Source organism: Pseudaestuariivita atlantica (assembly GCF_001205715.1).
Classification (GTDB): domain Bacteria; phylum Pseudomonadota; class Alphaproteobacteria; order Rhodobacterales; family Rhodobacteraceae; genus Pseudaestuariivita; species Pseudaestuariivita atlantica.
Map to the genome: position 1 here is coordinate 407,219 of NZ_AQQZ01000003.1, position 23,257 is coordinate 430,475.

The 23,257-nt window shown below is 67.1% G+C and carries 26 protein-coding genes and 1 other RNA gene; 18 read left to right on the forward strand and 9 right to left on the reverse strand.

The features are described from left to right. Positions 1 to 29: 29 nt before the first annotated feature. The 6 genes from ATO11_RS08625 (at position 30) to ATO11_RS08650 (ending at position 5,632) form a co-directional block, all read left to right on the forward strand. Positions 30 to 722 carry an SDR family NAD(P)-dependent oxidoreductase gene (locus ATO11_RS08625; RefSeq protein ID WP_050530421.1) on the forward strand — a complete coding sequence of 231 codons (693 nt, stop codon included), beginning with the start codon at positions 30 to 32 and terminating at the stop codon, positions 720 to 722. 361 nt (positions 723 to 1,083) lie between these two features. Beyond that, entirely contained in the window at positions 1,084 to 1,902 is an 819-nt protein-coding gene (locus ATO11_RS08630; RefSeq protein WP_165586942.1) for a Hint domain-containing protein, read from the forward strand. A gap of 86 nt (positions 1,903 to 1,988) precedes the next feature. Further along, positions 1,989 to 2,924 carry a Hint domain-containing protein gene (locus ATO11_RS08635; protein WP_050530423.1) on the forward strand — a complete coding sequence of 312 codons (936 nt, stop codon included), beginning with the start codon at positions 1,989 to 1,991 and terminating at the stop codon, positions 2,922 to 2,924. Positions 2,925 to 3,004: 80 nt separating this feature from the next. After that, positions 3,005 to 3,745: a glucose 1-dehydrogenase gene (locus ATO11_RS08640; protein ID WP_050530424.1), complete on the forward strand. Its 741-nt coding sequence runs from the start codon at positions 3,005 to 3,007 to the stop codon at positions 3,743 to 3,745. Positions 3,746 to 3,827: 82 nt separating this feature from the next. Further along, positions 3,828 to 4,835: a P1 family peptidase gene (locus ATO11_RS08645; protein ID WP_050530425.1), complete on the forward strand. Its 1,008-nt coding sequence runs from the start codon at positions 3,828 to 3,830 to the stop codon at positions 4,833 to 4,835. After that, the gene (locus ATO11_RS08650) at positions 4,835 to 5,632 is read left to right on the forward strand and encodes an alpha/beta fold hydrolase (RefSeq protein ID WP_050530426.1); all 798 of its coding nucleotides are present in this window, start codon (positions 4,835 to 4,837) and stop codon (positions 5,630 to 5,632) included. The genes ATO11_RS08645 and ATO11_RS08650 overlap by 1 nt, the downstream gene beginning before the upstream one ends. A gap of 2 nt (positions 5,633 to 5,634) precedes the next feature. On the opposite strand, the gene ATO11_RS08655 is transcribed toward ATO11_RS08650, so the two are convergent. Together ATO11_RS08655 and nudC are read right to left on the reverse strand one after the other, a co-directional pair. After that, positions 5,635 to 6,096 carry an SRPBCC family protein gene (locus ATO11_RS08655; protein WP_050530427.1) on the reverse strand — a complete coding sequence of 154 codons (462 nt, stop codon included), beginning with the start codon at positions 6,094 to 6,096 and terminating at the stop codon, positions 5,635 to 5,637. 46 nt (positions 6,097 to 6,142) lie between these two features. Continuing rightward, entirely contained in the window at positions 6,143 to 7,096 is a 954-nt protein-coding gene (gene nudC, locus ATO11_RS08660; protein WP_050530428.1) for an NAD(+) diphosphatase, read from the reverse strand. 195 nt (positions 7,097 to 7,291) lie between these two features. Between nudC and ATO11_RS08665 the strand changes: the two genes are divergently transcribed. The 4 genes from ATO11_RS08665 to ffs all read left to right on the forward strand — a co-directional run bounded on the left by ATO11_RS08665 (position 7,292) and on the right by ffs (position 10,499). Further along, entirely contained in the window at positions 7,292 to 9,271 is a 1,980-nt protein-coding gene (locus tag ATO11_RS08665; protein WP_050530429.1) for a bifunctional 2',3'-cyclic-nucleotide 2'-phosphodiesterase/3'-nucleotidase, read from the forward strand. A 112-nt stretch (positions 9,272 to 9,383) separates the two neighbouring features. Next, positions 9,384 to 9,728 (forward strand): hypothetical protein, encoded by a 345-nt coding sequence (locus ATO11_RS08670; protein WP_050530430.1) that lies wholly within the window; start codon positions 9,384 to 9,386, stop codon positions 9,726 to 9,728. A gap of 1 nt (position 9,729) precedes the next feature. Next, positions 9,730 to 10,395 carry an HAD family hydrolase gene (locus tag ATO11_RS08675; RefSeq protein WP_050530431.1) on the forward strand — a complete coding sequence of 222 codons (666 nt, stop codon included), beginning with the start codon at positions 9,730 to 9,732 and terminating at the stop codon, positions 10,393 to 10,395. A gap of 5 nt (positions 10,396 to 10,400) precedes the next feature. Beyond that, an RNA gene (gene ffs, locus ATO11_RS21210) (signal recognition particle sRNA small type) lies at positions 10,401 to 10,499 on the forward strand. A gap of 35 nt (positions 10,500 to 10,534) precedes the next feature. On the opposite strand, the gene ATO11_RS08680 is transcribed toward ffs, so the two are convergent. After that, positions 10,535 to 11,425: an alpha/beta hydrolase family protein gene (locus ATO11_RS08680; protein ID WP_082176225.1), complete on the reverse strand. Its 891-nt coding sequence runs from the start codon at positions 11,423 to 11,425 to the stop codon at positions 10,535 to 10,537. A gap of 76 nt (positions 11,426 to 11,501) precedes the next feature. Here ATO11_RS08680 and ATO11_RS08685 point away from each other — a divergent pair, with 76 nt between their 5' ends. Next, positions 11,502 to 12,068 carry a TetR/AcrR family transcriptional regulator gene (locus tag ATO11_RS08685; protein ID WP_082176226.1) on the forward strand — a complete coding sequence of 189 codons (567 nt, stop codon included), beginning with the start codon at positions 11,502 to 11,504 and terminating at the stop codon, positions 12,066 to 12,068. On the opposite strand, the gene ATO11_RS08690 is transcribed toward ATO11_RS08685, so the two are convergent. Then, the gene (locus tag ATO11_RS08690) at positions 12,023 to 12,526 is read right to left on the reverse strand and encodes a protein-tyrosine phosphatase family protein (protein ID WP_242601389.1); all 504 of its coding nucleotides are present in this window, start codon (positions 12,524 to 12,526) and stop codon (positions 12,023 to 12,025) included. The two genes, ATO11_RS08685 and ATO11_RS08690, sit on opposite strands and share 46 nt — an antisense overlap. Further along, entirely contained in the window at positions 12,523 to 13,371 is an 849-nt protein-coding gene (gene ypfJ, locus ATO11_RS08695; protein WP_050530433.1) for a KPN_02809 family neutral zinc metallopeptidase, read from the reverse strand. The genes ATO11_RS08690 and ypfJ overlap by 4 nt, the downstream gene beginning before the upstream one ends. Before the next feature lie 128 nt (positions 13,372 to 13,499). Between ypfJ and ATO11_RS08700 the strand changes: the two genes are divergently transcribed. From ATO11_RS08700 to recR, 5 genes are all read left to right on the forward strand, one after another. Further along, the gene (locus ATO11_RS08700; RefSeq protein ID WP_050530434.1) at positions 13,500 to 13,877 is read left to right on the forward strand and encodes a YidH family protein; all 378 of its coding nucleotides are present in this window, start codon (positions 13,500 to 13,502) and stop codon (positions 13,875 to 13,877) included. 74 nt (positions 13,878 to 13,951) lie between these two features. Next, entirely contained in the window at positions 13,952 to 15,706 is a 1,755-nt protein-coding gene (locus ATO11_RS08705) for a DNA polymerase III subunit gamma/tau (RefSeq protein ID WP_050530435.1), read from the forward strand. A 178-nt stretch (positions 15,707 to 15,884) separates the two neighbouring features. After that, positions 15,885 to 16,229 carry a YbaB/EbfC family nucleoid-associated protein gene (locus ATO11_RS08710; RefSeq protein ID WP_050530436.1) on the forward strand — a complete coding sequence of 115 codons (345 nt, stop codon included), beginning with the start codon at positions 15,885 to 15,887 and terminating at the stop codon, positions 16,227 to 16,229. A 5-nt stretch (positions 16,230 to 16,234) separates the two neighbouring features. Further along, a complete protein-coding gene (locus tag ATO11_RS08715; protein ID WP_050530437.1) occupies positions 16,235 to 17,281 on the forward strand; it encodes a TraB/GumN family protein in 1,047 nt (348 codons plus the stop codon). Continuing rightward, a complete protein-coding gene (gene recR, locus ATO11_RS08720) occupies positions 17,278 to 17,871 on the forward strand; it encodes a recombination mediator RecR (RefSeq protein WP_050530438.1) in 594 nt (197 codons plus the stop codon). Before ATO11_RS08715 ends, recR begins: the two co-directional genes overlap by 4 nt. Before the next feature lie 174 nt (positions 17,872 to 18,045). On the opposite strand, the gene ATO11_RS08725 is transcribed toward recR, so the two are convergent. Continuing rightward, complete coding sequence (locus tag ATO11_RS08725; protein WP_050530439.1) at positions 18,046 to 18,831, reverse strand: DUF1013 domain-containing protein; 786 nt, start codon at positions 18,829 to 18,831, stop codon at positions 18,046 to 18,048. 145 nt (positions 18,832 to 18,976) lie between these two features. On the opposite strand from ATO11_RS08725, the gene ATO11_RS08730 reads away from it, so the two are divergent. Both ATO11_RS08730 and ATO11_RS08735 read left to right on the forward strand, forming a co-directional pair. Further along, positions 18,977 to 19,615: a ribonuclease T2 family protein gene (locus ATO11_RS08730; protein WP_050530440.1), complete on the forward strand. Its 639-nt coding sequence runs from the start codon at positions 18,977 to 18,979 to the stop codon at positions 19,613 to 19,615. Positions 19,616 to 19,781: 166 nt separating this feature from the next. Continuing rightward, the gene (locus tag ATO11_RS08735) at positions 19,782 to 20,411 is read left to right on the forward strand and encodes a hypothetical protein (RefSeq protein ID WP_050530441.1); all 630 of its coding nucleotides are present in this window, start codon (positions 19,782 to 19,784) and stop codon (positions 20,409 to 20,411) included. Between the two features lie 282 nt (positions 20,412 to 20,693). On the opposite strand, the gene ATO11_RS08740 is transcribed toward ATO11_RS08735, so the two are convergent. Genes ATO11_RS08740 through ATO11_RS08750 form a run of 3 tightly spaced genes read right to left on the reverse strand, consistent with a single transcriptional unit; the run spans position 20,694 to position 23,192 of the window. Further along, the gene (locus ATO11_RS08740; RefSeq protein ID WP_050530442.1) at positions 20,694 to 21,668 is read right to left on the reverse strand and encodes a quinone oxidoreductase family protein; all 975 of its coding nucleotides are present in this window, start codon (positions 21,666 to 21,668) and stop codon (positions 20,694 to 20,696) included. Between the two features lie 28 nt (positions 21,669 to 21,696). After that, on the reverse strand, positions 21,697 to 22,197 hold the full coding sequence (locus ATO11_RS08745; protein WP_050530443.1) for a hypothetical protein: 501 nt from the start codon (positions 22,195 to 22,197) through the stop codon (positions 21,697 to 21,699). Continuing rightward, complete coding sequence (locus ATO11_RS08750; RefSeq protein ID WP_050530444.1) at positions 22,194 to 23,192, reverse strand: NAD(P)H-quinone oxidoreductase; 999 nt, start codon at positions 23,190 to 23,192, stop codon at positions 22,194 to 22,196. The genes ATO11_RS08745 and ATO11_RS08750 overlap by 4 nt, the downstream gene beginning before the upstream one ends. Positions 23,193 to 23,257 lie beyond the last annotated feature (65 nt).

Below are 23,257 nucleotides of genomic sequence, written 5' to 3' on the forward strand. Positions count from 1 at the left end.
GATGCAGGCACCTACAGAAAGGCCGCGCCATGATCTTCGAAAACCGCTTCAAGGGCCGCCGCGCCGTCGTGACCGGGGGCGCCTCGGGCATCGGGGCGGCGATCGCCGACCGCCTGACCGCCGAAGGCGCGGAGGTCACGATCTGGGATCTCGCCCCCGGCGGGCGGCAAATCGACGTCACCGACCACTCCGCGGTCGCCGAGGCCATGGCCGAGGACGCGCCGGACATCCTGATCTGCTCCGCCGGGATCACCGGGCCAAACGTCACCACGTGGGACTACCCGGTCGAGGACTGGCTGAAGGTCTACAACCTCAACGTCCACGGCCTGTTCTACTGCAACCGCGCCGCGGCACCCCTGATGGCGGCCAAGGGGCACGGGCGGATCATCAACATGGCCTCGGTCGCGGGCAAGGAAGGCAACCCCAACGCGCCCGCCTATTCCTCGTCCAAGGCCGCCGTGATCGGCCTGACCAAATCGCTTGGCAAAGAACTCGCCACCGCCGGCGTCACCGTGAACTGCGTCGCCCCCGCCGCCGTCGCCACCGCGATCTTCGACCAGATGACCGAGGATCACATCGCCTTCATGAAATCCAAGATCCCCATGAACCGCTTCGGCACGGTGAACGAGATCGCCGCGATGGTCTGCTGGCTCGCCTCCGACGAGGCCTCCTTCACGACCGGCTGCTGCTTTGACGCCTCGGGCGGCCGCGCCACCTATTGACGGCCTGCTCCCAAGTTTACCAGATCCTGACACTCGGCAAGGCAGCACAGGGCAAAGTTGCAAACCACCGATATTCTTCCCGGTATGCCTGAGAAAAAGGCAACATCCCCCGCCAGAAGTAAGACTTTTTTGCAACGCCCTCGCCCCTTTTCATACTTTAAAGCAGAACCCGGAGCCAAATCCTTCGCGTCGCAACGCCCCACAATATATGTAATAGTTTAAATTTTGGTGGGGAAAATTCATGGCAAACTTCGCAGCGAACCGGATTCTCACGTTCAACGGAGAAACCTCCGGCGGCAACCTGACCGCAGTCGGTAATTTCGGAGATTCAGGTTTCACCTCGACCGTTATTGACACGAACATGGATGGGAACATCGATGCGGTCGATACCTGGGGATCGGCTGCATTCCAGATCGACTATTCCGGCTACACGATCCGACTGAACGGCGACGACTACGCCGTCTTTTTCAATGGGGGTGCGGGTTACTACATCCCCTACAACAGCAACGAAACCGACCTCTCCGGGTTCGATGGCGTGGATCCCGACACGATCGGCTTTACAGCAACCCCCAATGACGCGGTCGTGGTCAACTGCTTCCTCACCGGTACACTCATCGCCACCCCGGACGGAGAGCGTGCCATCGAGACACTGGAGCCGGGCGCGCATGTCACGCTGGCCGACGGCACCGCCGCCACCATCCGCTGGGTCGCACGGCAAACGATGCGCGCGGACGCGGTGAACCTGTCGATCCCCGCCAATCGCCTGCCCGTCCGGATCGAGGCCGGGGCACTGGGCAACGGCCTGCCGCACACCGACCTGACGCTGACCGCCGACCACGCGCTGGTGATGGACGGACTGCTCGTCAACGCCTCCGCCCTCGTGAACGGCTCCACCATCCGCTTCCTGACAGCCGACGACATGCCGCGCGAATTCACCTACTGGCATGTGGAACTGGACGCGCATTCGGCCATCCTCGCCAACGGCCTGCCCGCGGAAAGCTTCGTCGATTACACGGGCCGCGCGGCCTATGACAACCACGCCGACTACCTCGCGCTCCACGGCGCCGAACGGCTCATCCCCGAGATGCCCCTGCCCCGCATCTCCGCCCGCCGTCACCTGCCCGCCGCCTTGCGTATCCAGTTGGGACTGGAGGACACCGACTTCGCCCTCAGCGCCTGATCGGGCCGCAATTTTTCAGTTGACCTGGGGGCATCAGGCGCAGCTATCCTGAGGAATGACTGTTTCCCAGGCATCAGGGCGCTGACATGGCCAATTTCACAGCGGACGATTATCTTTTTTTCCTCGGCTCGATTTCGGGCAGCACGCTTACGGCATCCGGCAACTTTATCGACAGGAACTCTCCGGTGGACGTTGACGTGATCGATGCCAACAGTGACAACAACATCGACACGACCGATTATTTCGGGGAAGCCACTAGCACTTATACCGGATTCACGATCATCCTGAACGGGAATTCCTACGCAGTTTTCAACCAGGGCCCCGTATACAGCATTCCTTACAACACGGCCGATGATGACCTGTCTTCCTTTGCCGGGACCGACCCCAACACGATCGGGTTCACGAATACCGGCGAGAACGCGGTCGTGGTCAACTGCTTCCTCACCAGCACCCTGATCGCCACGCCTCACGGTGAACGCGCCATCGAGACACTGGAACCCGGCGCGCACGTCACGCTGGCCAATGGCTCCACCGCCCCTGTCCGCTGGGTCGCGCGGCAAACGATGCGCGCGGACGCGGTGAACCTGTCCATGCCCGCCAGCCGCCTCCCCGTCCGGATCGAGGCCGGGGCACTGGGAGAGGGCCTGCCGCACACCGACCTGACCCTGACCGCCGACCACGCGCTGGTGATGGACGGCCTGCTCGTCAACGCCTCCGCCCTCGTGAACGGCGCCACCATCCGTTTCCTGCAAGCGGAAGAGATGCCGCGCGAGTTCACCTACTGGCATGTGGAACTGGACGCGCACTCGGCCCTCCTCGCCAACGGCCTGCCCGCGGAAAGCTTCGTCGACTACACAGGCCGCGCGGCCTATGACAACCACGTCGACTACCTCGCGCTCCACGGCGCCGAACGGCTCATCCCCGAGATGCCGCTCCCCCGCATCTCCGCCCGCCGCCATCTGCCCACGGCATTGCGCGCGCGGCTTGGACTGGAAGACACCGACTTCGCCCTCAGCGCCTGACACCTGCCACCTGCCTGAAACAGCTTGAGCCCATGCACCCATCGCCCTAGCCTGCCACCGTCAGGAAAAAGGGGCCGGACATGCGCCTGCAAGACAAGATCGCCATCGTGACCGGCGCGGGCTCCGGTTTCGGCGCGGGCATCGCGCGCAAGTTCGCGTCCGAAGGCGCGCACGTCATCGTGGCCGACATCGATACCGAGGCCGCAACGGCCATCGCCACCGAAATCGACGGCACCGCGCAGACCGTCGATGTCAGCCAGTCCGACAGCGTCCGCGACATGGTCACCGCCACGATGGCCGCCCATGGCCGCATCGACATCCTCGTGAACAACGCGGGCGTGACCCACCTGCCCGCCGCGCTCGACAGCATCGGCGAGGACGAGTTCGACCGCGTCTTTGCCGTCAACTGCAAATCGGTCTACCTGACCGCCCGCCACGCCCTGCCCTTCATGCGCACCAATCCCGGCGCGAACATCCTCAACGTCGCCTCGACGGCAGGCGTCTCCCCCCGCCCGCGCCTCAACTGGTACAACGCGTCCAAGGGATGGATGATCACCGCCACCCGCGCCATGGCGGTCGAACTCGCCCCAGATGGCCTCCGCGTCAACGCGATCAACCCCGTCGCCGGCGAAACCCCGCTGCTGAAAAGCTTCATGGGCGAGGACACCCCCGAAATCCGCGCCAAATTCCTCTCCACCATCCCGCTTGGACGTTTCTCCACCCCCGAGGACATGGGCAACGCCGCCTGCTTCCTCTGCTCGGACGAAGCCTCGATGATCACCGGCGTCTGCATGGAAGTCGACGGCGGCCGCTGTATCTGATGTCCTTCTTCTCTTTGACAAATATGTCCCCCGGAGGGCCGGCCCGCCCCATGCGCCCCTCGCCCGGACAAGGGCGGCGCGCATGACACCCGGCCCCCGGAACCTCCTGACCGACATCGCCGGCCTGCGCGTCGGCCATGCCCAGGACGCAACGCTCAAATCCGGCACCACGGTGCTGACGGCGGACGCACCCTTTCTCGCGGCGGTCCACGTGATGGGAGGCGCACCCGGCACGCGGGAGACCGATCTGCTCGCACCCGACAAGTCGGTCGAGGATGTCGACGCCATCGTCCTGTCGGGCGGGTCGGCGTTCGGGCTCGACGCCGCCACCGGCGTGACCGAGGCGCTCCGCAAGGTGCGACGAGGGTTCCCCGTCGGCCCGGTCCGCGTGCCCATCGTGCCGGCGGCGATCATCTTCGACCTCCTGAACGGCGGCAACAAGGACTGGCAGGCCTCGCCCTATCCCGCGCTCGGCGCCGCAGCCCATGACGCGGCGGGCACCGAGTTCGCGCTTGGCTCGGTCGGCGCCGGAACCGGCGCGCTGGCGGCGATGTGCAAGGGTGGGCTCGGCAGCGCCTCGGCGCGGATGCCTTCGGGCGCAACCGTGGGCGCGCTTGCCGTGGTCAACCCGATGGGATCGGTGACGGTGCCAGGCGGCGCGCATTTCTGGGCCGCCCCGTTTGAGCAGGACGGGGAATTCGGCGGCCTCGGCCCCTCGGCACAAACGGGGCTCGGCACGCCCGAACCCTCGCGCAAGCTGGTGGCCATGTCGCTTGGCACACCGGAGGGCGCCAACACCACCATCGCGATCGTCGCCACCGACGTGACGCTGACCAAGGCGCAGGCCCACCGCGTGGCCGTGGCCGCGCATGACGGGATCGCCCGCGCCATCGTCCCGGCCCACAGCCCCGGCGACGGAGACCTTGTCTTCGCCGTCTCCACCCGCGCGCGGCCCGCCACGCCGGGCGACCTGCAGATGCTGGGACATGCGGCCAGCCTCTGCCTTGCCCGCGCCATCGCGCGGGGCGTCTACCATGCCACCCCCGCGCCCGGCGACCTTTTGCCCGCCTATCGCGACCTGCCCGGCTGATGCCCGTCTACACGCACCAGTCGCACCTTTTCCATTACGAGGATCAGGGCGATGCGCAGGGCCGCCCGGCCATTGTCGCGCTTCCCGGCATGATGTCCGACAGCGCCAGCTGGGGGCCCATCGCGCCGGCGCTGATCGCGGAACGCCGGCTGTTGCGGCCCGATCCGCGCTGTGCGGGCCGGTCACCCGTCCTGCCCACCTCGGTCGAGGCGGTCACCGCCGACACCATCGCGCTGCTCGATCACCTCGGCCTCGCACAGGTCGATCTCGTCAGCCACTCGATGGGCAGCCGCGTCGCGCTCGACCTTGCGCAGCGCCACCCGGCGCGCATCCGGCGCATGGTCCTGTCGGCGGTCATGCCGCGCTTCCCGCGCATCAACTGCGCCGTGTTCGACAGCCTGCTGCAGATCCGCAAGACCTCGCCCGGCGACGGGTACCTGCGCGCGCTCTTTCCATGGCTGTTCGCGTCGCCGTTCTTCGACGACCCCGCGCGGGTCGAAGCGGCCATCGCCGCCAGCCTCGCCTACCCGCACGCGCAGACTCTCGACGGCATGTACCACCAGGTCGTGGCGCTCAAATCCGGGGCGCCGGTGCAAGGCATGAACCTGATCGACACGCCCACGCTGGCGCTGTTCGCGACCGAGGACAGGCTTGTCCCCGTCACCACGGCACCGGGCCACCTGTCGGACATGCCGGATTGCGAGGTTCGCATCATCGACGGGGCGGGGCACGCGCTGCACTGGGATCAGCCCGATACCGTGGCGCGGGCGATGCTGGACTTCCTGAACGTCGACTGATCTCAGGCGCGCTTGGCGCAGCGCGTCTCGATTTCCTTGGCGAAATTTGCCAACCGCAGCTTGAACCGCTTGTTGAGGTTCGACTTGGCGAGTTTCAGCGATTGCAGCAACAGCCGTGCCGACAGGGTCTTGGCTTCAAGCTCCACATGCGTGGTCATGCGCGTGCGACTGCGCGACAGGGCGACCAGGTCGATCCGGCCTTCCGCCTCGATCCCGCCCGAGTCGCTGTCGAAGGCCACGCCGTTCGGCGCATCGAACTCGGTCAGTTTCAGATGCGCCGCGCGATCCTTGCCGCGGAAGGTGAACTTGAGGTCCCATGTCAGGCCCACGGCCACCGGGCCGGCTTGGCGTTTCACGTCGATCCCGCGCCACAACGCCGCGCGTTCAATGGCGTCGAAATCGGTCAACATCCCGAACACCTGGTCGATCGGTGCCTCGATGTCTTCCTTGGCTAAAAAGTTCATGTCGTGTCCGCCTTGTCCTGAATGTGGGCCTGCCCCGTCCGGAAGGTCAGTCCAGCGTATCCGCCAACCAGTTTCGTAATAGGAAATGCGCGATGGATCCGGCACGCGCTGGTTTGATTTTCGGATCCGTTCCGTCGAATGCCGCCATCATCCGCTCGCGGCTGACCCACAGCGCGTCGTCCAGTTCCGCCGGGTCCAGCGTGATGTCGCGCGCCAGTGCCTCGCCCGCGCATCCGAACATCAGCGAGGCCGGAAAGGGCCATGGCTGGCTGGCAAGGTACCGCACTTGGCCCACGGGGATGCCCGATTCCTCGACCACCTCGCGCCGCACGGCCGCTTCCAGCGTTTCGCCGGGTTCGACGAACCCCGCCAGAAGCGAATACATCCCCTCTGGCCAACCGGGAGAGCGACCCATCAGCACGTCGTTGCCATGGGTGATCAGCATGATCACGACCGGGTCGGTGCGCGGGAAATGGTGCGCGCCGCAGGCCGGGCAGCGCCGCTGCCATCCCGCCATCGCGATGTCCGATTTCTCACCACAGCGGGCGCAGAAACCGTGGCTGCGGTGCCATTCCAGCACGCCCTTGGCGGTTGCCGCCAGTTCCGCGTCGCGCGGGGTCAGGTGCGTCATCCGGTTGCGCAACTCGGCGAAGGCGGTGTCGTCGGGCAGGTCGGGATGCACCTGCCGCGACGGGTCGTGGAAGGCTCCGAAATCCGACAGGTCGCCATCCGGCTCCCAGTTCGACAGATCGGCGGCAAAGACCGGTACCTCGCCTTCGCGGCCAAGGAAAATCCAGGCACGCGCGCTTTCGAGCGCCGGTTCGGAGGCAGGCAGGCGGACCAGCGCCGCGGCATCGGGTTCCCACATCAGCGGCTTGCCGCGCCACAGCACGATGGCCTGCGCGTCCGGCCGGGCGCGCAATGCGTCTGCCTCGGGCCGCAACTCTGCCGCCCGGTCCAGTGCCGATCCACCGAAGGTTACCTGCTCGGCGTGTTTCATCCGTACCTCGACCGCCCCAAGGTTGAGTTTTAGGCGACGGCCATGACGAGGCAAGTACGATTCCCGGTCAGGTCTGTCGCGCTTCTGCGGCAATTTTCGCGCATAAGTTGCAAGCCGCCCAGATTACGCTAAGGTAACCAAAAAGCTTGGCGAGAAACCCGGTCCCCCAATGGCTGCTTTGAAAGGAGCCTTGCGATGCCTCTCACCAGAATTTCCCCCATGTCCCGCCGCACGTTTATCGCGGGAGCAGCAGCCGGTTCGACCTTGATTGCACTGCATCCCTACTCCGTGACCGCTGCCAGCAACCAGGCCCACCTGCGGATCATGGAAACGACCGACCTGCACGTGCATGTCTTTCCCTACGACTATTACGCCGACCGCCCCCGCGACACGGTAGGGTTGAGCCGTACCGCGGCGATCATCGCCGATATCCGGGCTGAGGCGACCAACACGATGCTGGTCGACAACGGCGACTTCCTGCAGGGCAACCCGATGGGCGATTATATCGCCTATGAACGCGGCATGAAGGAGGGCGACAGCCACCCGATCATCACGGCGATGAACACCGTCGGATTCGACGCTGCCACCATCGGCAATCACGAATTCAACTACGGGCTCGACTTCCTGATGAAATCCGCCGCCGGGGCGGATTTTCCCATCGTGCTGGCAAACGTGGCGACCGAAACCGGCGCGACGCCCACGCAGGACAAGACGCTGTTCAAACCCTACGTGATCCTCGACCGGATGCTGACCGACGGCGCGGGCGAGACCCACGCGATCAAGGTCGGACTGATCGGGTTCACCCCGCCGCAGATCATGACATGGGACCGCCGCCATCTTGAAGGCAACGTGACGGCCCGCGACATCATCGCAACCGCGAAGGCCTATATCCCCGAGATGAAAGAGGCCGGGGCCGACATCGTCATCGCCCTCAACCATTCGGGGATCGGATCCGCCCGCGCCACGGACGGGATGGAAAACGCCTCGGTCCCCCTGGCCGAGGTCGACGGCATCGACGCGATCATGACCGGGCATTCGCACCTCGTCTTTCCGTCCCCCGACTACGCCGATTTCGCCGGCGTCGACGCGGGCGCAGGCACGATCCACGGCAAACCCGCGGTCATGGGCGGCTTCTGGGGCTCGCATCTGGGCGTGATCGACCTGATGCTTGAACGGGAAAGCGGCGCGTGGCGCGTCGTCTCCACCATGTCCGAGGCACGGCCGATCGCGAAACGGAACGAGGACCGCTCGATCACGCCGCTGGTCGAGGATGACGGCGCGGTGCTGGCCGCCGTCCAGCAGGACCATGACGAGACGCTGATCTACGTGCGCCGGGCCGTGGGCAAGACCACCGCGCCTCTGCATTCCTACTTCGCGCTGGTGGCCGACGACCCGTCGGTCCAGATCGTGTCCATCGCGCAGAAATGGTACCTGTCGGAATTGCTGAAGGGCACCGAGTATGCCGGTCTGCCGCTTCTCAGCGCCGCCGCGCCGTTCAAGGCCGGTGGCCGGGGCGGGCCGGAATACTACACCGACGTGGCCGCCGGCAGCGTGGCGATTAAGAACGTCGCGGACCTTTACCTGTATCCCAACACGGTCCGCGCGGTGAAGGTGACGGGCGCGCAGCTGAAAGGCTGGCTCGAACGCTCGGCGGGCATGTTCAACCGCATCACCCCCGGTGAGGCGGACCAGCCGCTCCTGAACCCCTCTTTCCCGTCCTACAATTTCGACGTGATTGACGGGGTCACCTACCAGATCGACCTCAGCCAGCCCTCGCGCTTCGCGCCCAAGGGGGAAGAGATCAATCCCGGCGCGCAGCGGATCGTGAACCTCGCCTACGAGGGCACGCCGGTGACCGACGACATGGAATTCGTGATCGCCACCAACAATTACCGCGCGTCAGGCGGCGGCGATTTCCCCGGCGCGATGGGGGACACGATCATCTTCGAGGCACCCGACACCAACCGCGACGTGATCGTGCGCTACATCGTCGAACAGGGCACCATCAACCCGACCGCCGATGCCAACTGGAGCTTTGCCCCGATGCCCGGCACCACGGTCCTGTTCGAAACCGGCCCGGCGGCGCGCGCCTACCTCAACGACGTGCAGGCGGTGAAGATCGAGGAGGCGGGCGACGGCGCGGACGGGTTCGCGCTCTTCCGCATCCACCTCTGACCGCGCCGCCCCGTGACAGGATGACACAAACCGTGACGCCCCCCACGCTCGACAAGCGTGGGGCGGGCATGCTGTAACGCGCGCGACTATTCGGATCGAAGGTGGCTCTATCGTGCGGTTTCTGGCGTTTCTCGTTCTCGTGGCGGCACTGGCCTCCGTCGTGGCCTATGTCACCAAGCCCGACGCGGCGGATGCCGAGGCGACACTGAAGGACCAGCTGCTGCTGGCGCTGGCCAAGGAAGAGCTGAAGGGCAAGAACCCCGCCGAACAGCTGGCGATCACCATCTGCCGCACCTCGCCCAACGAATGCTACAACCTCGTCCGCCGCCAGATCGACAGCCGGTTCGAGGACAAGGGCCTCTACGTGCAGCTCGACCTCGCCGGGTTCGATCACAGCGCCACCTGCTACGGCGCGTTCACGCAGTTCTTCTGCCCCGGCGGGCTCGTGAAGGACTGAGATGCCGCACGCGGGCATCATCTTCGACCTCGACGGCACACTGGTCGACAGCGAGCGCCACGCGCAGGAGGCCGGGATCCGGGCCTTCCGGTCGCTGGGCGTGCCCGCCGACATGGAGTTCATGCTGCGGCTGGTGGGCAAGGATTTCCAGTCCGGCATCAGGATCGTGCGCGACACGTTCGGGGAAATCGACTTCGCCGCGCTCGACGAGATGTGGCGCGCGGATTTCCACGCCAACCTTGACGATCTTGAACCGAAACCGGGCGCCGTTGCCGCGCTGACCCATCTGCGCGACCGCGACATTCCCGTCGCCGTTGCGACCTCGTCGCGCACCGAAGGCGCGCGGATCAAGCTGGCCTCGACCGGGCTGGCCTCCCTCGTGGACCTGATCGTGTCGCGGGATGACGTGACACATGCCAAGCCGCATCCCGAACCCTACCTGACCGCCGCCGCGCGGCTCGGCTTCGAGGCCGCGACCTGCCTCGCGGTCGAGGATACGCCGACCGGTGTCGCCTCGGCGCTGGCCGCCGGATGCAGGGTTCTGCACGTGCCGGACCTCCTGCCCGGAACCGGCAGCCCCGCCCACCATGTCGCGCCGGACCTCCTGTCAGGCCTCGCCGCGATGGGCGTCGACGGGTTGAAACCGGGCGGCGCAGGGGTTACATGAGGGGTTGAGAGGTTGGCGCGGGCAAGTGCCTCGCCAACCTGGTCAGGACCGGAAGGTAGCAGCCACAACGAGCCCCACTTGGGTCGATGTCCAGCCTCTCACCAACAACGCCGCCCCACGGGGCGGCGTTTTGCGTTTCTCAGGTATCGAAAACGGGGCCGACGATATCGGGCCACGCGGCGCGGGACGGCTTGGCGAAGGCCCCGATATGCCCGATCCGCGACAGCCCGTAGGAGGCCGGGTGCAGCACCGCCTGCGACTTGCGCGCTTCGGGGTAGAACTGCATCAGCCGCCAGACCGCCGCGGGCGGCACCATCGGGTCATCGGCGACCGCCACGATCCGCGCCTGCCCGTCGAACGCCGTCCAGTCGGGATAAGGCACCGCGCCGCCGGCATCCACCGTCACACCGCCATGCGTGACGCACCAGCGCCGCCACTGGCGGTAGACACCCAGCGGCACGTCGGCCCCAAGACGCAAGGCGCGACCGGGCAGGTAGCCGCGCATGGTCGCAATCGCGCGCACGGTGCGCGACCACAGGAACCGCGCGGCGGGCCTGTACCACCACGGGTGGTCGTCAAGGTGCACCGGGCCGCTCGCCACCGTGATCAGCCCGGCGATCCGTCCCTGCCCCCGCTGGAACGGCAGCATGAAACCGCCCAGCGAATGCCCGATCACCCACAAAGGCAGGTCCGGGAACATCGCCGCCGCGCAATCCCGCGCGGCCTGCTGATCGTGCACGCCCCAATCGGTCATCGTCGCCTTGGATACGCTCATCGGGTGCCGCGCGGAGTCGCCGAAATCGCGGTAATCATAGGTGAGAACCGCCACGCCCTTGTCCTCGGCCAGCCATGTCGCGAAGGCGCGGTAATACCGCTGCGGCACGCCCGTTGCGGAGTTCATCACGACGATGGCGCGCGGTGCCCCACGCGGCACGAACAGCGTGCCAGCCAGCACCGCCTCACCGGACCTTATCTTCAACGGACCGGCCGGGTGTACCTGGATGCCGGGGATCTCTTGCTGCAGCGCCATGGCGAACCTCTCCTAGACCGATCGGTCTAATCGCGAAACTAGACCGATCGGTCCAGACATGTCAAAAGGAATCTGGATGACCGACACGACCCGCGAGAAACTGATCGAAAACGCCGCGCTCCTGTTCCAGGAACGCGGGTTTCACGGCGTGGGCGTCGCCGATATCCTTAAGAAAGCAGGCGTGCCCAAGGGCTCGCTTTACCACCATTTCCGCAATGGCAAGGCCGACCTTGCCGTTGCCGCCGCGGAATGGACCTCGGGCCACATGATGCGGATCATCGACGATGCGTTCGGTCCGGCGCAGGATTTCGACCACGGCATGGCGACGCTCTGCCACAAGCTGGCCAAGCTGTTCGACATCCAGCCCGCGTGGCGCGCCTGTCCCATCGCATCGAGCCTGTTCGACGGCCCCGAAAACCAGCCGTTCCGCATCAAGAGCGCGGAAATCTTTGACCGGTGGTCTCACCTCATCGCGTCCCACGCCATCCGCCTCGGCATCCCCGCGCCAGAGGCAGAGGCGCGCGGCCGCATGGCCTTCATCGCCATACAGGGCGCGTGGACGCTGGCCCACGCGCAGGGCACTTCCGACGTGTTGCGTCAGTTGCCCGCGCTGATGGCCCCGGCGAGCGCCCAGTCCAGCTGATCCTGCGTCTCGACCGCGCAGGGCCGCGCGTCGCGCAGGCGCAGCAGGGCGGCGGGCCCGTCCTCGCCCCTTTCGACCATCAGGCGCAGCGCCGCCATGCCCGACCGCCCGCACCCGCCGAAACAGTGGATCAGGACGCGCCCGCCACCATCCAGCACCCCGTGCGCGCGGTGCGAGACGGCGTCCCAGCCGCTTTCACCGCGCGGCGCACCGAAATCGGGCACCGGCATGCCCGCCCATGCGATCCCGGCCTCCGACAGGTCGGCATCCATCCGCGCCGCCCCGCGGGAGGCCATTTCCGGCGCGGTCGTCATGCTGATGACAAGCGCAGGCGACCAGTCGCGGATGCAGGCAAGGTCGGCGGCATAATCCCCGAACCGCCCCGGCAGCGGCGACAGGGCAATCGCCCCCTCGCCCATGCCGACCGGGTAGAGCGCGAAACCGGCGCTGCCGCTCACAGGCGATCTGCGCGGAACGTGTCGCAATCGGCGATCTTGCCCGAGCGATAGCCCACCTGGAACCAGCGCGAGCGCTGCTCGGAAGTGCCGTGGGTGAAGGTATGCGGTTGCGGCACCCGGCCCGCGCGCTTTTGCAGGTAATCGTCGCCGATCTTCCTCGCGGCATTCACCGCCTCGTCGATATCGCCGGGTTCCAGCAGGCCCTTGACCGACCGCGCCCAGACGCCGGACAGGCAATCGGCCTGCAATTCCAGCCGCACGGTCGCGGCATTGGCCTCGCGCTGGCTGACGCGCTGCCGGTAGGCGTTGACCTCGCCAAGGATGCCCAGCTCGTTCTGGACGTGATGCGCCACTTCGTGCGCGATCACGTAGGCCGCCGCGAAATCGCCCTTGGCGCCCAGCTGACGGGACATGGTGGTGAAGAAATCGGTGTCCAGATACGCCTTTTCATCCGCCGGGCAGTAGAACGGCCCGGTCGCGCCCGAGGCGCTGCCGCAGGGCGATCGGGTCACCCCGGAATACAGCACCAGTCGCGGCGGTTCGTAGTCGCGCCGCACCTGCGCCGGGAATATCGCGGCCCACACGTCCTCGGTCGTGGCCAGAACGCGCGAGGTGAATTCAGCCGCGCGCTGTTCCTCGGCGCTGATCTCTCGCGGGGCGCTTTGCTCGACCGGGCGGGTGCCGTCTCCCTCAAGCAGGGGCGACACGTCCACGCCCGTGAAATAGCCGATGGCCAGCACCAGCAGCACGCCCACGACGCCAAGGCCGCCCGCCTTGCCGCCCGCGCTGGCGCGTCCGCGGCGGTCCTCGATGTTGCGGCTGCTCCGCACGCCTCTCAATCGCATGGCCTGTCTCCCTCTTTGCCTGCCATCTTAACCACTTCGCGGCGGGAATCGATCCTTGCATACGCGATGAGTCCGCATCGGCGAAGCCGTGGTTGGCCTTTGCCGCGCCGAAGGCTAGGGTCGCCGGCATGGCCGATCCGGACAAAGACAGCTCACAAGACATGGCCGCCGAACGTACGGACTGGGCCGAGGACCGGACCGTGCTGGCCAACGAACGCACCTTCGCGGGCTGGATGCGGACGGGCGCGGCCTTTACCGGCATCGCCATCGGGCTCAAGGCCGTGTTCGGCGAGGCCGATCCCACGTGGATCGCCAAGGCCGCGGCGACCGCCTTCCTGCTGATCGCCATCGGCGTGTTCTGGACGGCCTACCGCGCGGCCTGTGCCACCCAGCGCCGGCTTGACGCGCAAAGCGCCGAGCCGCAATCACGCCGCGCCTACCTTGTCATCGCCTCGACGCTATCGCTGGCAACGCTGGCCATCGGCGTCATCCTGTGGTCTCTGTAACCGCGCTTGCCGCGGCGCTGCGCCGTTGTTAGCCTCCGCCCCCGGTCCACCCTGCACGCAACGCGAGTCCCGTCATGTCCGATACCGCCTACCAGGTCCTCGCGCGGAAATACCGCCCCGAAACCTTCGCCGATCTCGTCGGGCAGGACGCAATGGTGCGCACGCTGAAAAACGCGTTCGAGGCGGACCGCATCGCGCAGGCCTTCATCATGACGGGCATCCGCGGGACAGGGAAGACGACGACCGCCCGGATCATCGCCAAGGGCATGAACTGTATCGGGCCGGACGGTAACGGTGGCCCGACGACCGAACCCTGTGGTGAGTGCGAACATTGCGTGGCGATCATGGAAGGCCGCCATGTCGACGTGATGGAGATGGACGCGGCCTCCCGCACCGGCGTGAACGACATCCGCGAAATCATCGACAGCGTGGCCTATCGCGCGGCCTCCGCCCGCTACAAGATCTACATCATCGACGAAGTGCACATGCTGTCGACAAGCGCCTTCAACGCGCTTTTGAAGACGCTGGAAGAGCCGCCCAGCCACGTGAAGTTCATCTTCGCCACGACCGAGATCCGCAAGGTCCCGGTCACCGTCCTGTCGCGCTGCCAGCGGTTCGACCTGCGCCGGATCGAACCCGAGGACATGATCGCGCTGCTGCGCCGGATCGCCACCGCCGAAGGGGCGGAGATCGCGGATGACGCGCTCGCCCTCATCACCCGCGCCGCCGAAGGCTCGGCCCGCGATGCGACCTCGCTTCTCGACCAGGCGATCAGCCACGGCGCCGGAGAAACCACCGCCGACCAGGTGCGCGCCATGCTGGGCCTTGCCGATCGCGGGCGCGTGCTGGACCTGTTCGACCGGATCATGCGCGGCGACGCGGCGGGCGCCCTGACCGAACTGGGCGCGCAATATGCCGACGGGGCCGACCCGATGGCCGTGTTGCGCGACCTGGCCGAGGTGGCGCACTGGATCAGCGTGGTGAAGATCACGCCCGATGCGGGCGACGACCCCACGATCAGCCCCGACGAACGCGCCCGCGGTCAGGCCATGGCCGAAGCCCTGCCGATCCGCGTCCTCAGCCGGACGTGGCAGATGTTGTTGAAAGCGCTGGAAGAAGTCGCCGCCGCGCCGAACGCCATGATGGCGGCGGAAATGGCGATCATCCGCCTCACCCATGTCGCCGACCTGCCCGCGCCCGAGGACCTCGTGCGCAAACTGCAATCCTCGCCGCCCACGGGCCCCTCGTCGGGCCCTGCCGTGCCCGCCTCGGGCGGTGCCGGCCCGGCCGCGCGCGCACCAGATGCAACCGCCGCGCCGACCCGCGCCAGCGTCGACATGGGCGCAGGCCCTCGCGCCTCGGCCCTGCCCGCAACGGACGCGGCCGAGGCCCTCGCCCGCTACCCCACCTTCGACCACGTCGTCGACCTGATCCGCGCGCACCGCGACGTCCGCCTGCTGGTCGAGGTCGAAACCGGCGTCAAGCTCGCCGCCTACCAACCCGGCCGGATCGAGTTCGAGCCCGGACCGCAGGCTCCCCGCGACCTTGCCCAGCGCCTGGGCGCGCGCCTGCAGGCATGGACCGGCAACCGCTGGGCGGTGACCGTGGTCAACGACGGCGGCGCGGCCACGATCGCCGAAACCCGCGATGCCGCTGAACAGGCGCTCAAGGACGAAGCCGCCGCGCACCCGATGGTGCAGGCCGTCCTTGCCACCTTCCCCAAGGCGCGCATTGCAACGATCCGCACCGCCGCCGAACTCGCGACCGAGGCCGAAACCGAAAGCCTCGCCGAAGTCGAAGACGAATGGGACCCGTTCGAGGACGAGTGATGCCGCGCCCCGCCTTGACGAAGTGACGCCAGTCACATGGGCCGCCAACGACGCGGCACATGCGACCTTCGCCGCCAGCGGCCTCGCCAATACCCGCCTGTGATACGCCAAACGCTTGTGAGCGGCCCCCGCGCGTCGTATCTCTGATACCAACGGATACCTTTCGGGAGACGAGCAGATGTTCAAGGGACTGGGCCAGATGGGCGACATGGCCAAGATGATGAAGGCCGCGCAGGAAATGCAGCAGAAAATGGCCCAGCTGCAGGACGACATGCACAACATGATGGTCGAAGGCCAGTCCGGCGCGGGCCTCGTCAAGGCGACCTGCACCGCCAAGGGCGAACTGAAGGGCCTCGACATCGACCCGTCGATCTTCAACGGCGATGACAAGGAAGTTGTCGAGGACCTGATCCTCGCCGCGATCAAGGACGCCCAGCAGAAGGCTTCCGAAAAGGCGCAGGAAGAAATGTCGAAGCTGACCGAAGGCATGGGCCTGCCCGCCGACATGAAGCTGCCGTTCTAGGCGCGATGCGCCACCTGGTCCTTGCCGCGCTGATCCTTGCCTGGCCCGCGCTCGCCGCGGCCCAGCACTGGGCCACGCGCGAGGTCTGCACAGTCGACACCCCGGCGATTCACGCCGACCTGTTCACCGCTCCGGGGATCGACGCGCTGCGCGAGCAGGCCCGCCAGATCCCCAACAACACCGGCCGCTACTGGCAGATCACGGCACCGTCGGGCGCGGTGTCGCATCTGCACGGCACCTTCCACACGTCGGACCGCCACATCCTCGACCTGCCGCCGCGTGTCCGGGCCGATATCGCCCGGTCCCGCCTCGTCGCGGTCGAGGTCGATTTCACCGCACCCACCCGCCGCCACATCCGCGCGCTTGGCGACCGCGATCAGATCTGGCGCGATGCGCGTTCCAACTTCAAGTTCGACACCGTCGGCCTGCCGCCCCGCATCACCTCAATGATCCGCTCCCGCACCTCCGGCCTCGGCTGGACGCCGGAGGCACCGGATTACCTCACCTTCGGCGGGCTTGCCGAACTGCTCCTGCCCGACCCCTGCTCGGACTTCACGGCTGGCGTCATCCCCTTCCAGGACGCGCTGATCCAGACGCTCGGCCATATCGCGGGCGCGGACCTGCTCGGGCTGGAACCGCGCGACGCCTTCCGCGCCACGCTCGACCGGCGCGACCGCCAAGACACCGCGATCGCCATCCTCGCGGTCTACGGCGCCTACCTCACACCGATGACAGACAACCGCCCCCGCGCCACCAACATCGCGATGTACCTGCGCGGCGAACTGGGCCTGATGTCCCTCACCGACCGCGCCTTCCTGCAGACCCAGTTCGGGCAGGCCGACGGCTCCCAACTGCAAAGCATTGTCGACGACTACATGCTGCGCGAACGAAACGAGACATTCCTCGCCACGGCACGCGATGCACTCGACACCGGCGGCGTCTTCATGGCCATCGGCTCCGCCCACCTGCCGGGAACCACCGGCATGATCGAACTCCTGCGCGCGGCGGGCTTCACGGTCACCCGCATCCCCCTTCCGGGCGAAGCCCCATGAGCAGCACGCGCGACATCGACGCCCTGATCGAGATGATGGCGAAACTGCCGGGCCTCGGCCCCCGCTCCGCGCGCCGCGCCGTCCTGCACCTCATCCGCAAACGCGCGCAACTCTTCACCCCGCTCGCCGACCTGATGCACACCGTCGCAGCCTCGGCGCGGGAATGCCTCAACTGCGCCAACGTGGGCACCTCCGACATCTGCGACATCTGCGCCTCGGAAAAACGCGCCAACGGCCAGCTCTGCGTGGTCGAGGACGTGGCCGATCTCTGGGCAATGGAACGCGCGGGCGTCTTCAAGGGCCGCTACCACGTGCTCGGCGGCACGCTCTCCGCCCTCGACGCGATCGGCCCCGACGAATTGCGCATCCCCAAACTGGTGGACCGGGTCACCACCGAAGACATCACCGAGGTCATCCTCGCCCTCAACGCCACGGTCGACGGGCAGACCACCGCCCACTACATCGCCGACCAGCTCGAAGACCGCGTCACCCTCACCTCGCTCGCCCAGGGCGTACCCATCGGGGGCGAACTCGACTACCTCGACGACGGCACCATCACCGCCGCCCTCAACGCCCGCAAGAAACTGTGACGCAGCCCACCAGGCGCACCACACCCCCGCTTCTTCTCTTTAAAAATATGTCCCCCGGAGGGTCGCCCCGCCCCAGGCCCCTCCCGCCGGTCAAAAAGGCCGCCGGCGCGCCACCCCGCACCAGGATAAAGCGCGGCGCAGCCGCTCCGCGTGAAAGCGCCTGCGCCCGCGGGATCAGTTGCGCGGATCGTCGCTGTCGTCGTCCTCGTCGTCCTCGTCATCGTCGGGCAGGTTGAAGAAGCTGTCCGCGTCCGAGAAATCCTTGCCAGACGTGTCGTCCTCCGACGATCCCTCGTCGCGCGGGTCACCGCCCAGCGAGAACGTCTCCAGCCCCTCGATCGCCGTCGGGATCTTGGGTTCGGGATCCATGTCGAGCGATTGTTCGGTCGACACCAGCTTGCGACGCTCGTCATCCGACATCACGCCACCTTCGCGCGCCTTCTTCTCGACGGCCTTCTGCACGGCGGCGTCCAGCTCGCCCTGCTTGCACAGGCCCAGCGCCACCGGGTCGACCGGCTGGATGTTCGAGATGTTCCAGTGCGTGCGCTCGCGGATCGACTGGATCGTGGGCTTGGTGGTGCCCACCAGTTTCGAAATCTGGCTATCGGCAAGCTCGGGGTGGAACTTCACCAGCCACAGGATCGCCGCCGGGCGGTCCTGCCGTTTCGACAGCGGCGTGTAACGCGGACCGCGGCGTTTTTCCTCGCCCACGGCGGCGGCGTTGAACTTCAGCTTCAGCTTGTGCAGCGGATCGGCCTCGGCGGCGTCGATCTCTTCCTGCGTCAGCTGGTTGTTGGCGATCGGGTCGAACCCCTTCACGCCGGTCGCCACGTCGCCATCGGCGATGCCCTGCACTTCCAGCTCGTGCAGACCGACGAAATCGGCGATCTGCTTGAAGGTGATCGTGGTGTTGTCCACCAGCCAGACGGCGGTGGCCTTGGCCATCAACGGTTTCGACATCTCGCGTCTCCTCTATCCCGGCCCGACGCATGGATCACCCGGCTCCTGTCTCCAGGAGGTCCGGGACCTTGGTCCGGGACGGGTTTCCGTTGTCGGGGAACTTGGGCGCTATATAGTCGCGCGCGCAGCAAGAGGGAAGATCAAAATGCGTCACCTGATTCTGGCCGCGCTGACCGCCTGCCTCGCCACCTTCGCGGCGGCCGAAGGCGAACGCACGGGCGAATTCGACTACTACGTCCTCTCCCTCAGCTGGACGCCCAGCTGGTGCGCCATCGAAGGCGACGCCAGGGGATCCGACCAATGCGACCCGCGCCACGATTTCGGATGGACGCTGCATGGCCTCTGGCCGCAATTCCACCGGGGCTGGCCGTCCTATTGCCCCACCGCCGAACGCCCGCCCTCGCGGCGCATGACGCGGGAGATGGCCGACATCATGGGCAGCTCCGGCCTCGCCTGGCACCAGTGGAAGAAACACGGCACCTGCGCGGGCCTCCCGGCCGAACGGTACTACGACGCCTCCCGCACCGCCTATGACAAGATCACCCGCCCCGAGGTCCTGCGGCAGCTCACCGATCCGGTGCGCCTGCCCGTCTCGGTCGTCGAGGCGGCGTTTTTGCGCGACAATCCGGGGCTTGAACCGGACATGATCACCATCACCTGCAAGGCGGGCCGCATCCAGGAGGCGCGCATCTGCCTGTCGAAATCGCTCGACTTCGTGCCCTGTGGGCGTGACGTGGTGCGCGACTGCACGATGGACAACGCGCTGCTCGATCCGGTGCGCTGAGCGCGGTTCGCATCGCGGCGAGGTCGGTAAAACCCGACCTGCCAAACCCCAAGTAAGCTGCTAGGTTACCCGCGACGGGCCGGCTCCATTTCACGGTCTTGTCGAACTTTTTGATGACGAAACCGCCGGTGTGACGCATCGGCCATTGATGACAAGGGGTTGCCCCATGAAGTTCCGTTCGGAGCCGTTGAAGACCGCGCGCCTGCGCACCACCCTGGCGCAGGAGCGCCAGATGACCTCCCTCCTCGACCGCGAGATCATCGGCGGATCGCACCAGATCGTGCCGCACCGCGAAAACTGGGTGCCGATGTGGGTCGATACCGGCCACGTCGTGCGCTCCGATTGCGGCACGATGTTCGCCGAGCGCAGCATCACCCGGGGCGGACGCCTGATCTGGCTGGTCACGACCGAAGGCAAGTCGCACGCCTATCACGCCACGGCACAGGACCCGTTCGCCGCGTTCGAGCAGGCGACCGAGGCGCGCGACAGGCGCCGTTTCGTCCGCGGCCAGTGGGATGTCGTGAAACGCCTGCAACGCGACCTGATGCTGGGCCGTCGCCGGTTCGACGTGCTGATCGACGATGCCGCCGCCTCGCCGCTTTGCGCGGTGGGCATCCAGTATTTCATGTCGCGCATCGGCATGGGCCGTGTCCGGCGCGTGTCGGGCCGCGTGGCGGCGCTGATGATGATGATCGAACCTCAGGTGGGCTTCGTCATCTACGAAGCCGCCCGGCGCCACGGCGTCCTGTCGGAGATGCCAGAGGGCCGGGACGCGGTGACATCGGCCATGGCCTGAATCGGTCCCGTCACCGCAGGGCACGGGTGGAAGTCGGGTATTCCGGACTGGCGCGCCCCCGCGCGCCGGTCCATGCTGGACCCATGTTTGGATGATCCATTTTATGACCTAGGCAATTGCACTGGATACTCTGAATATGTCGTCCCGGCCCGTATTTCCCGACATGGGACGCCGCGGATGGCCCGCGCGCATTGTGGGCGCGGTTCCGGTTACCACTCCGCGAACAGACCAGGCGCGCAGGTTTCGGCCCGCGCGCCTGATCACTTCTGGCGGCAGGCCCGCCTAAAGCTCGATCACCGTGCTGCCGGTCGTCTTGCGCGCCTCCAGCGCGCGGTGCGCATCGGCGATGTCGTCAAGCGCGAAGCGCTGGTCGATCCGCAGGGTCAGCGCGCCGCTTTCCACCTTGTCGAACATCTGCCGCGCCATCTGCTGGCAGGTCGCGTGATCGGCGATATGGGTGAACAGCGTCGGCCGTGTGACCTTGAGCGATCCCTTTTGCCCCAGCACCGCGATGTTCAGCGGCGGCACCGGCCCCGACGCGTTGCCGAACGACATCATCATCCCCAGCGGTTTCAGGCAATCGAGGGAGCCGTCGAACGTGTCCTTGCCGACCCCGTCCATTACCGCCTCGACACCCGCGCCGCCGGTGGCCTCGCGCACCCGCGCCACCCAGTCTTCATCCCGATAGTTGATGCAGAGGTCCGCGCCGTGCTCTTCGGCGAGCGCGCATTTCTCGGGCGACCCGGCGGTGCCGATCAGGCGGATGCCTTCGGACCGGGCCCACTGGCAGGCGATCAGCCCGACGCCACCGGCGGCGGCGTGGAACAGGACTGTATCCCCCGCCGACAAGGGCGTCGTGCGGTGGAACAGGTATTGCGTCGTCAGCCCCTTCAGCATCATCGCCGCGGCCACGTCGAACGGGATCGCATCGGGCAGCGGGCAGACCTGCGCCGCACCCATCACCCGCGCCTCGGTATAGGCGCCGGGCGGCGCCGCGGCATAGGCCGCGCGATCGCCCGCCTTCAGGTGCGTCACGCCCTCGCCCACAGCCTCGATCACACCCGCCGCTTCCATGCCCAGCGCGTGCGGCATCTGCAACGGGTACAGGCCCGTGCGCTGGTAGATGTCGATGAAGTTCAGCCCGATCGCCTTGTGCCGGATGCGCACCTCGCCCGGACCCGGATCGCCAACCTCGCGATCCACGATCTTCAACTGTTCCGGCCCGCCCGGAGCCTCGATTACCGCTGTCTTGACCATGTCACCCCCTGTTTCGCGGTGCCGGCGCCTACCTGTGGCGCGGCGTGAAGATGTTCTGCGTGGGCCGGTGGAACCTGTTCAGCCGCGCGTGAAGCCCGCGCGCCGCACCGCCACCCGCATGGCTCAGCGTGCCCATCAAAAGGCCCAGCCCCTCGATCAGGTAAGGCAGGCCGAGGATCACGAAAACCGCGACCGCAAGCTGCGCGATCCACAGGCGACCCGCCGAAAGTTCCGCCTCCAGCAGCCCGTACATCGACATCACCGCACCAAGAAAGGCCAGCGTGCCGAGCGTCAGCACCGCCATCCATGCCAGCCGCTGGTTCGACACGCCGCTGACGGCATCCTCGCGCGCGGTGACGTAAAGCGACCGCGCGAACCACAGCTTTGCGCCCTGTCCGATCAGCGTGCCGATCACGGGGATGTCGATCACCCCGGCCCAGGGCGGCAGGCCAAGGCTCTGGATACGCTCGTAGGCGCGCAGCTTGGCCGCGTCCCGCGACGACAGGTCGTCGTCGTCCGCGCCGGTCATGCGCTGTCCCCGGCGACATCCAGCACGATCTTGCCGATATGCGTGCTGCCCTCCATCCGGGCATGGGCCGCCGCCGCGTCGTCCAGCGCAAAGGTCTGGTCCATCACCGGCCCCACCTTGCCCGCCGCGATCAGCGGCCAGACATCGCGCCGCAACCCGTCGGCGATGCGCGCCTTGGCGAGGTCCGATTGCGGGCGCAGCGTCGAACCCGTCAGCGTCAGCCGCCGGGTCATCATCTGCACGAAGTTCATGTCGGCCACCTTTGGCCCCTGCAGGAACGCGATCTGCACCAGCCGCCCGTCATCTGCCAGCGACTTGATGTTACGCGGGATATACGGCCCGCCCACCATGTCGAGGATCAAGTCCGCCCCGCCCTCGGCGCGCATGATGTCGACGAAATCCTCGTCCCGGTAGTTGATCGCGCGTTCGGCCCCAAGCGCGGTGCAGGCCGCGCACTTTTCGTCCGACCCCGCCGTGGCGAAGACCCGCGCGCCCGCCTCGCGCGCAAGCTGGATCGCCGTCGTGCCGATCCCGGACGACCCGCCATGCACAAGGAACCGCTCCCCGGCGCGCAGGCCGCCGCGGGTGAAGACGTTGGAATAGACGGTGAAAAAGGTCTCGGGCAGGCAGGCCGCCTGTTTCAGGTCCAGCCCCTCGGGGACGGGCAGGCAATGCGCCGCCGGGGTGGCCACGTACTCGGCATAGCCGCCGCCGGGCAGCAGCCCGCACACGGTGTCACCCACCGACCAGCCCGACACGCCCGCACCGACGCTGTGCACCCAGCCGGCGGCTTCCAGCCCCGGCAGGTCGCTGGCCGAGGGCGGCGGGGCGTAAAGGCCCGCGCGCTGCAAAGCGTCAGGACGGTTCACCCCGGCAAAGGCGACGCGGATCACGATCTCTCCCGCGCCCGGTTCGGGCATGGGCCGCTCGGTCGGTTTCAGGACGTCGGGCCCGCCGGGTTCGGTAATCTCAATCGCGCGCATCGTGTCTGCCATCTTTCGTGATCCTGCCTCTGGGTTGGACCGTATTCAGAGCGCGTCGCAATTTCAATTCTCTCCCC